Raw genomic sequence first — 12,996 nt, 5'->3', positions numbered from 1 at the left:
GGGCACCGCGCCCCTCTTCGCGCTCGGCTCGGCTCGCGTGCGTCCGAGCGCGCCGACGTCCGCGCGCCGTTTACCCTACGCGCCGGCGGGGCCGCGTCCAGCGGCCCGGGGCGCCGGACGCGCGCGCCGCGATCGGCCGCCAGGCCTGGATCGCCTCCTCCTGCGCCACCACGAAGTCGTGCGGATCGAAGCGCACGAAGTGCCCGGTGCGGATGATCAGCTCGCGCTGGAGCAGCCGGCGCTCGCCCGGGGTGACCCGCCCCGTGTCCAGCTCGTCGAGCACGACGTCGGGTGTGTAGGGGCGCCCGCGGCGGTAGCGCGCGCTCATGTCCCAGCCCTGGCAGCGCTCACGCCAGAAGGCCCGCCAGCGCGCGGCGTCCACCGTGGGCTGCTCCTCCATCTCCGGCGCCGGCGCCTCGGGCAGGTCGTTGGGATCGCTGACCAGCTGCGCCAGCTTGAGCTCGCGAGGCTCGCCCACGTCGGGCTCGGGCGGATCGGCGACGAAGATCTCCTCGTCCTCCACCGCGACCTCCTCCCACATCCCCGCGCCGGTGATCCGCTCCAGCGCGTAGGCCGCGGCGAGCTTCACTTCCGCGTCCACGTCGCGCTCGAGCAGGTCGATGAGCAGCGGCACCGCGGCGGCCGCGCCGGCCCAGCCCACGGCGAAGATCAGGCCGCGGCGGGGCGCCTCGGCGGTGCGCGAGGCGAGCAGCCGCGCGTCGGCGTCGTCGCCCGCGAGCGCGAGCAGGAGCGCCGCGGCGTCCGCGCTGTCGGCCTCCTCCAGCGCGCCGCGCAGCGCGAGCGGGGCGTGCGGGTGATCCGAGAGCGCCATGGCCGTCCAGGCGGCCTCGCGCAGCGCCGGGTCCGGCGCCGCGGTCGACGCGAGCGCCCGCTGGATCAGCTCGGGCAAGCGGGGGCCCGGCGTGCAGCCGAGGTGGTGGAGCGCGCACGTCGCCACGGGGGCCTCGTCGTCCGACGCCGCCGCGACGAGCTCGTCCTCGGTCGCGAAGCCGCGGTAGGCGAGGACGTCGATCGCCATCGCGCGGACCAGCGGCTCGCCCTCGCGGAGCAGACTGCGGAGCGCGAGCGGCAGGTGCTCGTGCGGGACCAGCTTCAGGGCAGCGCCGAGCGCGTCGATGAACGCCCTGTCCTTGCCGCTCCGGAGCAGCGCGAGCTCGGCCGCGGCGAGCGCGTCGCGGCCGGCGAAGCAGCCGAGCACCATCGCGCTCGCGAAGGCGACGCTCGCGTCCTTCACGGGCGCGTCGGCCACGAGCCGCGGCACGTGCTCGAGCGCCGGCGCCCCGATCGCCGCGATCACGTCGATGGCCGCGAGCATGCGCCGCTCGAGGACCAGCGCCCCGCGGAAGGGGTCGCCGAGCAGCGGCGCCCGCTGCATGCCGACCATCGCGACCTCCTCGAAGCACTCGCGGGCGCGGGCGCGGAGGAAGGCGAGATCGTCGATGGCGTCGCCGATCTCCGGCGCGAAGCCCGGCGGCACGGGGCGCGCAGCTCCCTCGTCGGGGCGCGCCGCGGGCGGCCGCGCCTCCGCCGCCGCAGGGAGCGCGCCGGGCGCGGGCGCCTGCTGCTTCAGCGCCTCGACGGCGGCCTCGAGCTCCTCGAACGTCCGCGGCGGCGCGATCGGCGGCGGGGGCTTCGCGACGAGCTCGGCCGGGGGCGGCTCCGGGACCTTGAGCAGCGGCGCGAGCGACGCCCGCTGGACCGCGTGCAGCCGCGGCAGGTCGCGGCTCGCCAGGATCGGCGGCAGGTCGAGCGGCGGCGCCGGCGGCACGAGGGCGAGCCGCGCCGCCGCTTGCTCGAGCCAGCCGCGCGCGCTCCGGAGCTGCTCGTCCACCGCCGCGAAGCCCGCGTCGAGCCCGAGCGCCTGCTCGATCCGAGCGGCGACGTTGTCCGTTTCTGCCAGGGCGGCACGCACGGCGCCGAGGGGTTCGGCGCGGCCGTCGAAGGCGTCGTAGATCGCGCCGAGGGCCCGCTCCAGGGCGCGCGCGGGCCCGGTCAGGTCGGTCACCGGCTCGACGTCGTGCTCGAGCGACAGGGCTGCGCGGCGGAGCGCGGCGTGCGCGTTCTCGAGCTTGTCGTGGGCGAGCACGTCCGTGCCGGCGGGCGCGGAGGGCTTCCCCTCCTGACCGCCGGGCGCGACGAAGGGCAGGTATGAGAAGGACACGCGCCATGAATACACCTGCGCGAAGGAGGCCCCAAGACGCACGCTGAGGTAGCCTGCCCGGACGATGAAGGATCCTCCGCAGAGCGCGCAGAACGTCGACGACGTCGAGGTGTACGCGACGCTGGCCGCCCAGCTCGCGGACCCGAGCGCCGACCGCGCGGCGCTCCTCGCGGCGCACGGGCTCGACGAGGCCGGCTGGGAGGCGCTCGACGACGCCTGGCAGGCGCGGCTCTCCGAGGCGGACGACGACGACGGCGAGGAGGTGGGCGTGCCGCCGCTCGTCGTCGCCTTCGCCGAGACGTTCGCGCGGGTGCAGCGCGCCCGAGCGAAGAGCGAGCTGTCGTTCGAGCGCTTCCTCGAGGCCGCGCGCGGGTTGAAGCGCGGCACCGACATGGCGACGGTGCTGAGCCGCCTGGACCTGACGCTCGAGGACTACCTGAGCGCGCAGCAGCGATGGACCGCGGCGATGCTCGAGGACGAGGCGCTCATGGCGCGGTTTCAGCGGGCCATGAGGTAACCGGGACGGCCGCGGGGCGACATCGGCCGGGCCGCCGCAGCGCGCCGCCCGACGGTGACGAGGGGGTATGTTCGTGGACATGGTGGAGCGCGACGAGGAGGTCCGATCGATCCGGCTCGAGGAGCTCGCCGCCGTGGCCGGGGCCCTCGAGGCGGGCCTGCCGCGCGACGAGGTGCTCGCGGACGCGGGGCTCTCGGCCGCGGCGTGGGAAGCGGAGCGGGAGCGGTGGATGTCCAGGCTCGCCGCGCAGGCCGCGCGCGGGCAGCTGCGATCGAGCCGCCGGTACCTGGAGCTCGTCGCCGCGCAGAAGCGCCGCGCCGAGGAGAAGGCGCGGGGCGCGCGCAGGAAGCTGGAAGGGCCGATGCCGGTCGCGCCCGCAGCGCGCATCGCCCCGCTGCAGGGGGCGCCTCGGGATGGGACGACGCCGCCGCCTGCCGCGGGCGTGAGCGCCGCGGCCGTGGGCGACGAGGGGGCTGCGCGATCTCCGTGGGCCAGGCTGAATGCCGCCACGCCGCTGCCCGGGGTCGTGCAGCCTTCGCCGTTGCCGCCGGCCATGCCTTCGCCGTTGCCGCCGGCCATGCCTTCGCCGTCGCTGTTGCCGGCGGTGCCGTCGCCGCTGCCCCTGCCAAGCCTGGAGCGGCCATCGGCGGCGCCGCGAGCCCGCATGACGCTCCTCGGCACGACGCCTCTCCCGGGCCGGGATGCACTGCCGTTCCGTCAAGACGTGTCCACCGCGCCCGCGGTCGAGGGCACGAGTGCGCCACCGGCGGACAGCCCGGAGATGGCGATGACGGCCATCGGCACGGTCGGCTCGCTGGGGGCCGACAGAGCCTTGCCCTTTTCCGGCACGGCCCCGTTATCTCCGCTCGATGCCGCTCTGCCCTTCTCGCGGCCGGCCCCTGTCCCTCCGGCCGACAACGCATTGCCCTTCTCGCGACCGGCCGACAACGCATTGCCCTTCTCGCGACCGGCCTCCTCGCCGCCCGCCGCCAATCCCCTGCCCTTCTCTCGCCCAGCCTCCTCGCCGCCCGCCGACAACGCCCTGCCGTTCTCGCGACCGACCCCCTCGCCGCCCGCAGACAACGCCCTGCCCTTCGCTCGTCCGGGCCAATCACCCGCGCCATCGAGGCCCGCCAGGGGGGAGATCGCTCCGCAACCGCCCCAGATCCCGACGGGGCGCTGGGCCCTGCCCTTCCTCCAGCCAAGCGCCGCCGAGCCGTCCGCGAGCGCGACGCCCGCGGAGCCCGCCGCGCAGGCGCACGCCGGCATGGAGGACGACGAGACGATGCGCCGCGTGGAGCGCATCTCCCTCGCGCGGTACGCGCGCCTGTGCGCCGACCTGCGCGACCATCCGAATCACATCCCGCAGATCCAGAGCCACTATGGGTTGACCCCGCAGAGCTGGGTCGCGCTGCACAGGATCTGGCATGAGCGCCTCGAGGCCGATCCGGCGCTCAAGGCGCAGTGGCAGGCGCTCATCGACCAGAGCGCGACGAGCTGAGGACACCCGCGCTCGAGTCGGGCGCCGCTCAGCGCCGGCGTCGAGAGGTGCCGAGGCTCACCGCGCGCCGGATTTTGATTGACATCGGCCATGTGAACGTTCACATTTTACCCCCAGGGATATCCTTTCGCTTCGCCCTGGAAGCCTGCGCTCGGGACCTCGCCTGTACCAGTTCGGGGGCGAAGCGCCGCCCGAGCGGCCATGATCAAGGGCTCTGGACCAACAGGTAAGGTGAACATGCGTCGCTCACGTACATTGGCGAGAACGGCTGGTTGCGGGTTCGCGCTCACCACGGTCGGGCTCGTCGCGAGCCCCTCCGCGCTGGCCGATTACCCCATCGCTTCGCACCGCTACCTCGCCGACCCGGCCTCGCTGGTGCACGACGGGCGCGTCTATCTCTACGGCTCGAACGACGACGACAACGTCAAGGCGGACGGCTCGGACGACGGCTACAAGATGGCCTCGTTCGTGGCCATCTCGAGCAGCGACATGAAGAACTGGACCGACCACGGGGAAGTGATCCGCGTGCCCCGCGACGCCTCCTGGGCGGCCAACACGTGGGCCCCCTCGCTCATAGAGCGCAACGGCAACATCTACATGTACTTCGCCAACAACGGATCAGGTATCGGCGTCGCCAAGAGCGACAGCCCGACCGGACCGTTCAGAGACGGGAAGGGCAGCGCCCTGATCACCTCGAGCACCCCCGGCGCCTCGGGCCAGAACATCTGGCTCTTCGATCCGGGGGTCTTCATCGATGACGACGGCCAAGCGTACCTCTACTTCGGCGGCAACGGCGAGCAGAACGCGCGCGTCATCAAGCTGAACAACGACATGGTGAGCGTCTCGGGCTCGGCCTCCACGATCACGGTCCCGTACTTCTTCGAGGCCTCGTGGATGCACAAGCGGAACGGCGTTTACTATCTGTCGTACTCGACGAACCCCGCGAACGGCATGCGGATCGACTACCTCACGAGCTCGAGCCCCACCTCCGGCTTCACCCACCGCGGCACGGTGGGGCCCCAGCCGCCGAAGAACAACAACAACAACAACCACGCGGCAATCTTCGAGTTCGGCGGCTCCTGGTACCACGCCTACCACAATCGCTCCGTCGCCAACGACGCCGGCGAGCCCCCGGGCTATCGCCGGAACCTCGGGATCGAGTCGTTCACCTACAAGGAGGACGGGTCGATCGTGCCGGTGACCTACACGACGGACGGGCTCAAGCAGCTCGCGAACCTCGACCCCTACGCGCGCGTCGAAGCCGAGACCTTCAACGCGCAGAGCGGCATCGAGACGGAGCGCTGCGAGGAGGGCGGGATGGACGTCTCGTTCATCAACAACGGAGACTGGGTGCGCCTCCGCGGGGTCGACTTCGGCGAAGGGGCGGAGAGCTTCAGCGCGCGCGTCGCGAGCGGCGCGGAGGGGGGCAGCATCGAGCTCCGCCTGGATGCGCGCGACGGCAAGCTCGTGGGCACCTGCGCGGTCGGGGCGACGGGGGGCTGGCAGAAGTGGAGCGACGTGTCGTGTGCGGTCGACGGCGCCGCAGGCGTGCACGATCTCTATCTCGTCTTCACCGGCGGCGGGTCGAACCTCTTCAACATGAACTTCTGGCAGTTCTCGCCCGTCGGGGGCGAGGGCGCCGGCGGGGGTGGCACGGGGGGAAGCACGAGCGGCGGCGGCGACGGCAGCGTCAGCAGCGTCAGCGCCAGCAGCGGCGGTGACGTCGGCGCCGGCTCCGGCTCCGGAGGAGCGCCCTCGACGGGTGCGGCCACGGGTGGAGGGTCCCCCAGCTCAACGTCAGCCGCCCAGGCGTCGTCGGGGGGCACCTCCGGCGAGGAGTCGGGCGAGCCGGCTGGTTGTAGCTGCCGCTCGGCGAGCCGCGCGCCGTCCGGGGGTGCCCTCGCGCTGACGGCGCTGCTCGCGGCGTCCCTGGGGCTCCGGCAGCGCGGCCGGAGGGGGCGTCGTCCGGGAGTGACGAGCTGAATCGGTAACCCAGGCGGCGATGGCCACATCGCCGTGGACGCGCGGGGTCAGCCCTCTTCGGGTCCGGGCCCGATCTCCGAGAACCAATCATCGAGCTCGGCGAGCGTCCTGGCCCAGGCCACGAGCGCGGCTTCACCTCCCAGACGCAGGAGGAGCGTGTCCAGGCACGCGCCATTGTCATAACGTCGATCGTACGTGAAGAGAGGCGTGATCTCGGCGATCGTGGGGCGCCACGCCTCGGGTGAAGCGCGCTCTCGCCATACGTCGCACAGGCTCTCCTCCGACATCCACGGGAACATGCGGCAGATCGAGCCGTCCGACTCCTCGGGGGGCTCGCGGAGCGCCTCCTTGACCGTGTCGGCGACGGCGGCGGACAAGCTCTCCCTCGCTTCTGCGGAGAGCGACGGGAACACGGACGCCCACGCAGACAGCCTGTTCGATGCTCGAGCAGCGCCGCGCACGAGCTCCGCGAAGCGAGCCGCGTGCTCCTCGCTCTTCAGCGACTTCCCTACCATCTCGAGCATTCCAGACGCATCCTCGTCTTCCAGGTCCGGACGCACGAGGCGCTCCACGTCGGAAAACGAGCCCAGAGCGAGCGCGATCTCCAGCTCGGGCTGATGGCGGTCGTCATCCCCTTCCATCGCGGCACAAAAGCTGGTCGCAAGGTCTCCGTCGCCGAGCTCCACTGCACGAATGGAGAGCGCCGCGAGCGCGTCGTCAATCTGAGAGCCCATGCACGGCAACACCTTCTCGTGAATGGTGCGGAGCTCCTCCAGCGTCGCCGATTCCGCCCAGTTCTCGATGGCGCGGTCCTCGACGCGAAAGGCTTCTGGAGGCACCGAGAAGAACATGCGCGCCAGCTCCGCTCGGACATCCGCCGTGACGAAGGAGACGAGCTCGGAGGCGACGAAGTTACGGTCGGAGACGTCCGTCCGCTCTTTCACCTCCGCGAGGGGAGCATCCTGCACCTCGGCCGCGAGCCACGGAGGCAGCCGCGCGCAGCGGAGCGGCCCGAGCGAATCCGCGGATCCTCGCGATTCGCCTTGCCAGCGACGGACGAGCGCTCGGGCCTCGTCGGGAACACATCGGTTCCATTCACTCTCGGGAATATGAAAGAGAAAGCGCTGCGCCGTGAGCGGAAACCGTTCGGAGGACAGCAGCCATCCCATGGCTCGTTGAACGATTGCGCTCGCTCCCGCTGAGGTCCCCAGGAGCCGCTCCGTCAAGACGTCAAGGCGATCTCCGAGCTTTGGCAAGGTGGAGATCTGCTCATCCACGTCGTCGAGTCGCTCGGCGCGGCGCTCCTCGGGGTAGAGCGGCGCCAGCAGGGCAGCCCAGAACGCACGGCTCTCTGGACGGAGCCGAGCAAGGCGCCTGGCCGCCAGCAGCAGAACCTCCTCCCGCGCGGGGAAGCGCAGCCGCTCGGCGATCCGCCGGAGCGCACCGATCACGAGCGCTTTCACGACACGGCGCCATTTCAGCTCGCCCAATACGAAGCCTCTGCGGTCTCGCGCGTATGCCGAGGGGGTCTCGGTCGCGCCGGCGGCCTCGTTCCCTGCGACGGCGCGATCTGCTTCGTGCAGCAATGGCGTTGGCCATGCTGCATCCGCCTCGGACACGGCGGGCCGGACCGCCCGCCACAGCCGCAGCCTGTCTTTCTCGTTCAGCGGCTTGGCGAGCTCGATGCCTGCGTCCGGCCGAAAGATCCCCTCGTGGATGGCACCGCCAACCACGTCCGGGAGCGCGTGCACGAACGAAGTGATGAGCTGCTCGAAGAGTGTTCGCAACCGCAGCGCCTGCCCCATGCAACGGCCGCGCGAGGCTTCCGACGTCACTTCGCCGAACGCTGCGTGGCTTCGCCGCCACGCGGCGACGACGAGCGCACGAAAGCCGAACGCACCGCCATCCAGGGGTTCCCAGGCGGCGCGCATCGGCTCGGCGATCACGCGATCGAGCTCTTCCGCCGTGGCATCGTGTCGCAGGAAATGCATCACCCCGTATCGAATGACGTATTCTGATCGAGCGACAGGGGCGATGCTCCCTTCGGAGTAGCTATCGAGAGTCGCCCGGACATGTGCGGTCAAGAGCGCCTGACCACGGGCATCGCCCAGATGGCTCAAGCGCAGAGCGAGATCTTTCCCGAGACTTCGATGCAGGAACGCGGCGCCATGGGTTGTGTGACAGAGCCATGGCTCGAGCTTCCGCAACGTGGCAAACACTCGCGTCTCGGCCTGATCGCCGCCCACGATCTGGACCAGCTCTGCCTCCGCTATCGGCCCGCTGGAAGCGCTCAAGACGCACACGGTATCCGCGTCGACGTCACCGTGCAACGCCGCGACGGAGCGCTCCGACGGCATCTCCAGGACGACATCAGACCAATCGTTCAACCAATGAAGGGCCTCACCCCATCGAGCGGCCGTGACACCGGGGTCGTTGTCCGCAGACACCCACACGCGGACGTTCCCGGGCAGCCCCGCTGACCCTCCGATGCGCGGCCATACCGCCGGATCATCGTTCTCGTGGGCACCGTCGAGGACGATCAGCAGCGGCACCTCGGGATTCTCGTCACCGTCGAGGATCGGTCGGATGTCATCTGCCACGCGAGGAGCGAGCGCACGCTCGGACGCCTTCCTCGAAGTCAATGCTCCGAGCCGCGCATGGAGCGCGGCGACCCATACCGAGGGATCCGCCATGCCGCCGTGGACCGAGATCGGGATGAATGCAACGCGGGCCAGCCCTCGCCGCGTGAGATGAACACAGAACGCGCCGAGCAGAGCGCTCGCGCCAGAGCGCGCAGGAGCCCTGATCAACGCCCGCTCGCCTGGGCGGGAGCTCGTCCAGAGCGCTTCCAGCGCTGACCACGGGCCCGGTTCGGGCGAGGCGGGAGGACGAGGCTCGCCGTGAAGCCAGGCCGCCACCGCCGGCGAGGCGAGGAGGGCCCGCGTGGCGAGCCAGACCGCGTCCGGCGCGCGCTCCAGCCCAGTGAGCAAACCTGAAAACGCAGCTTCTTCGCCGATGCCTGTCATCTTTTCTTCCGGTTCCGATTCCGGGTCGGATCGGTGCTTGCGTCCTCAGGCGGTGCGAATTTCGGATCCGGCGGCGGCGGCGGCTGCTTGTCTGGCCGCTTGTAATTGCCTCGCCGTCCCACACGTACGACACAGGGCCGCGCCGGAGAAGCACGTTGCCGCGCCCGTACTCGCGCTCCGGCGCGCCGGGGCCGAGCTCGCGCACGTTCCCCTCCGCGTCGTACCGGAAGTGCTCGCCCTGCCCGTGGACGTCGGTGCGCGCCAGCACCTGCCCGCGCGGAGAAGGTGGCCCCGATGGGGTCGCGCCATAGCCGACAACGAAGACTCCGGGGTTCATCCCCGGGATGTTGGGGACGGGTGCCGCCCGCATTGCGGTTTCAACGCTGCCTGAGTGCACGCTAGGACAGCAGAGCCTTCCAGCGGACACGCGGTGCGTGCCGTCAATTCAACCGCAAGAGCCTCCCGACGATCCGGAACAGCCCCCGCGACGCGGCGCTGATGCGGCTGCCCACGACCTCGATGTCGCCGTCCTGGCGAATGCGGACCGCGCCTCGGCCCGAGCGGAGCAGCAGCTCCTGCTCCGCCTCGATGGCGACGGTGGTCGCCTTGAGGTGGAGCGTCTGCGGGCGCTGCGTCGTCAGCGCCGCGACGATCAGCGGGGGCTCGCCCTCGCAGAGCTCGACGAGCACGGCGTCGCCGCGGGCGCGGGCGTCGGCGATCACCTCGGGATCGACGTCGGGCGCGATCTGGGCGTCGACGGGCCCTTCCGCGCCACGGACGTGGATCGACGCCGTCCGCCCCGCGATCGAGGCGACGCGCGCGGTCCGCATGGCGGCGCCGAGCGGCTGCGCCTTCCGCGCCGGGAGCGGCGCCGCGGCCGGCTCGGCGAGCACGTCGTCCAGGGTCACGCGCGGCGACTCGGACGCCTCCTCGGCCGTGGTCCCGGCGTGGGGCTCGTCCAGCGAGAGCGACGCGCCGGCCGCCCGCGTACCACCGTCGAACTGAGTTGCCATCAGACCTCCGAGACCTTCTTCGGCAGCTGGATCTTCGGCGCCAGGATGGTCACGAGCGGGGACGTGATGGTGACGCCGGCGCCGTCGATCACCACCTCGCTGGCGCCGCACTTGAAGACGATGGCGCCCTTCGCCTCCACCTTGTGGAAGGCCCCGATGAACGTCGCGGGCCCGACGGCCTGCACCACGTGAGACCCCTTGAGCTTGTCGACGATCGCGCCGCCCACCATCGCCGTGCGCGAGCCGGTGACCGTCTCGCTCTCGCCCCCGTTGCTGAGGACGACCAGGCCCGTCGCCTTCTCGTTCTTCGAGCCCGTGACGCTCTCCGCGTAGCTGCCGAACGCCACCTGCACGGTCGCGGCGCCGACGTCGATCGTCTTCTTGCCGGTCACGTTGTTGTCGATGTCCTGGATCGCGCCCAGGACCTTCATCGAGCCCACGTCCTCCTTGTGGGTGCCCGTGACCTTGGCGGTCGTGTGCCCGGGGCCCTTCTCGCGGTCGGTCGCGTCGACGCCATCGACGGCGCCGTCCGGCCCGCCGACGTTGGCCGTCGACCCGCCGCCGCCGCCACCCCCGTCCATGCCGAGGGCCGAGGCGAGCGCCTCCGGCTTCACGAAGACCTTCCCGGCGAGGCTGCTCTGCGCCACGTTCGACGCGATCGAGGCGAGCATGTTGGGCGCCGCGGCGCCCGGCGCGCCGCCGGCGGCGCCGCCCCCGCCCCCGCCGCCGCCCCCGCCCATCGAGGCCGCGAGCTGGCTCGCGCCGGGAATGCCCGACGCGCCCGCGATCATTCCGGGCATGCGGCTCATGTCCCCGCCGGCGACGGCCTGCATCGCGCCCGCGACCCCCGCCGCCTTCTGGGTCAGCCCGTTGATCGGCGCCATCACCTGGTTGATGGCGCCGTCGACCTGCCCCTGGACCGCCGCGATCGCGTTGTTGGCCATCACGCTCGCGAACTGCACAGCCGCCTGCGCCGCGAGCGCGAGCATCGCCTCGAGGGGGTTACCGTCCATCTCGAACTGGTTGCCGCCGACGGTGGTCGTCGCGTTGCCCTTCGCCGTCAGCGCCGACACAGCGTTCACCTCGACGTTGCGGTTGCCTCCGACGCTGATCGTCTGGTTCGCGCCCACCGTGTTCTGCGAGCCCTTCGTGATCTTCGTCGTCTGGTTGCCGCCGACCTCGAGCGATGCGTTGTTCCCGACGACGGACGTCTCGTTGTTGCCGATGTTCCGCTTGGCGTTGTTCGCCGCGACCGTCTTCATGTCGCGCTGGGCGTGCACCATGATCTCCTCGGAGCCCGCCTTGTCCTCGAAGCGGATCTCGTTGGCCCCGCCGCCGCCCGGCGTGCTCGAGGTCTGGATCGCCGTGCGGGTCTTGCCCTCCGGCAGCGCGTACGGCGGCATGGTGACGCCGTTGTAGAGACGCCCGGTCACGATCGGCCGATCGGGGTTCCCCTCGAGGAACTCGACGATGACCTCCCAGCCGATGCGCGGGAGCATCATCGAGCCGGAGGTCTGGAGCTGCGCGACCCGCATCCAGCACGACGCCTTGTCGTCGATCACGTCGCTGCGATCCCAGTGGAACTTCACCTTGCAGCGGCCGAACTCATCGGTGTGGATCGCCTCGGTCTGGGAGCCGGCGGGCGCCACCACCGTCGCGGTCTGCGGCCCCTCGATGAGCGGGATCGGCGTGATGCGCCGCGGCCTGTACTTCACGGAAGCCGGCACGAGGCGCGCCCGCGCCCTGGAGCGCGGCGTCGTGCGCTCGCTGCCGCCGAGCGCGTCGTCCGCCTCGTGGACGTAGGTGTGCTTCACCGCGAAGAGGAAGTACTCGCCGTCGAGCTCGCCGGCGTCCGTGATCGTGAGCTTCTGGCCGACCGCGAGGCGCGAGCAGATTGTGTCGATCTCGATCGTGTGCCGCTCGACCTGCTCTTCCTCCAGCCGGATCTGCGCGAGCCGCTGCCCCTCGCTCGGCTCGAAGTAGCCGCCCGGGTAGTCGTAGCGCTCCAGCGCGTCGTTCTCGCCCGACGCCGCGGTCGCCGTGAGATCGAGCTTCGGCCGCTTGAAGTCGAAATCGCGGAGGACGAACTTGCCGGAGCGCACCCGCTCGAGCTCGCGGATCGCGTAGATCGCGTCGCGCTCGTCGGCCGCGCTGAGCCCGGTGCGCCGGCGGAACGGCAGCGCGGGGTCGCCCGCGATCGGCCCGGCGACGGTGCTGTCGTCGTCGAAGACGAGGAGCTCACCGTCGGCGTCCACCTCGACGAAGCTGTAGATGCCCTCGTGCTCCATGAGCCGCGAGATGAACGCGAGCGCGCTCTCCTGGTACTGCACGCAGTACTCGCGCTTCGGACAGTCGCCGCTCAGCCGCCACGCGACCTTGGTGATCCCGTGATCCTCGAGGACCTTCGCCACGATCTCCTTGGCGCTCATGTCCTGGAAGATCCGCGAGTCGACGCTGCGCGCGAGGAGCGCGAGCGAGGAGACGACGCGGACGGCGTAGCGGACGCCCAGCAGCCCCTCGACGCCGAGCTCGGTGGTGCCGATCGAGGTCGCGGCCTCCACCGTGCCCGCGATGACGCGCGGCGCCTCCCCGGGCACGCCGAAGGAGAGCGCCGCGGGCTTGCCGATCATCGCCTCGAGCTCCTGGTACGTGTGGAGGTACACCTCGACGTCGAGGACGAGCGGCCTGCCGGCCTCGTGGGTCGACTCGAAGCGGAGCACCCGGGCCGCGGGGACCTCGTCGATCGTGAAGTGCGCAATCATCTCGCGTGCCAC

At 71.4% G+C, this 12,996-nt stretch carries 8 protein-coding genes; 4 read left to right on the top strand and 4 right to left on the bottom strand.

What is annotated here, in order from left to right; translation table 11 throughout:
- Positions 1 to 70: 70 nt before the first annotated feature.
- The gene (locus tag WMF45_RS17850; protein WP_437718078.1) at positions 71 to 2,182 is read right to left on the bottom strand and encodes a hypothetical protein; all 2,112 of its coding nucleotides are present in this window, start codon (positions 2,180 to 2,182) and stop codon (positions 71 to 73) included.
- Positions 2,183 to 2,246: 64 nt separating this feature from the next.
- Between WMF45_RS17850 and WMF45_RS17845 the strand changes: the two genes are divergently transcribed.
- From WMF45_RS17845 to WMF45_RS17835, 3 genes are all read left to right on the top strand, one after another.
- Positions 2,247 to 2,699, top strand: coding sequence for a hypothetical protein (locus WMF45_RS17845; RefSeq protein ID WP_437718077.1), 453 nt, complete (start codon positions 2,247 to 2,249; stop codon positions 2,697 to 2,699).
- 67 nt (positions 2,700 to 2,766) lie between these two features.
- Positions 2,767 to 4,200, top strand: coding sequence for a hypothetical protein (locus WMF45_RS17840; RefSeq protein ID WP_437718076.1), 1,434 nt, complete (start codon positions 2,767 to 2,769; stop codon positions 4,198 to 4,200).
- Between the two features lie 237 nt (positions 4,201 to 4,437).
- Positions 4,438 to 6,183, top strand: coding sequence for a glycoside hydrolase family 43 protein (locus WMF45_RS17835; RefSeq protein ID WP_437718075.1), 1,746 nt, complete (start codon positions 4,438 to 4,440; stop codon positions 6,181 to 6,183).
- Positions 6,184 to 6,230: 47 nt separating this feature from the next.
- On the opposite strand, the gene WMF45_RS17830 is transcribed toward WMF45_RS17835, so the two are convergent.
- Positions 6,231 to 7,646 carry a hypothetical protein gene (locus WMF45_RS17830; protein ID WP_437718074.1) on the bottom strand — a complete coding sequence of 472 codons (1,416 nt, stop codon included), beginning with the start codon at positions 7,644 to 7,646 and terminating at the stop codon, positions 6,231 to 6,233.
- A 249-nt stretch (positions 7,647 to 7,895) separates the two neighbouring features.
- On the opposite strand from WMF45_RS17830, the gene WMF45_RS17825 reads away from it, so the two are divergent.
- The gene (locus tag WMF45_RS17825; RefSeq protein ID WP_437718073.1) at positions 7,896 to 8,201 is read left to right on the top strand and encodes a hypothetical protein; all 306 of its coding nucleotides are present in this window, start codon (positions 7,896 to 7,898) and stop codon (positions 8,199 to 8,201) included.
- A 1,448-nt stretch (positions 8,202 to 9,649) separates the two neighbouring features.
- On the opposite strand, the gene WMF45_RS17820 is transcribed toward WMF45_RS17825, so the two are convergent.
- Both WMF45_RS17820 and WMF45_RS17815 read right to left on the bottom strand, forming a co-directional pair.
- Positions 9,650 to 10,222, bottom strand: coding sequence for a hypothetical protein (locus tag WMF45_RS17820; RefSeq protein ID WP_437718072.1), 573 nt, complete (start codon positions 10,220 to 10,222; stop codon positions 9,650 to 9,652).
- Positions 10,222 to 12,996, bottom strand: coding sequence for a type VI secretion system Vgr family protein (locus WMF45_RS17815; protein ID WP_437718071.1), 2,775 nt, complete (start codon positions 12,994 to 12,996; stop codon positions 10,222 to 10,224). The genes WMF45_RS17820 and WMF45_RS17815 overlap by 1 nt, the downstream gene beginning before the upstream one ends.

The organism is Sorangium sp. So ce448, from assembly GCF_051520915.1.
GTDB classification, from domain to species: Bacteria; Myxococcota_A; Polyangia; order Polyangiales; family Polyangiaceae; genus Sorangium; species Sorangium cellulosum_B.
This window is presented reverse-complemented; position numbering and strand designations above follow the sequence as displayed.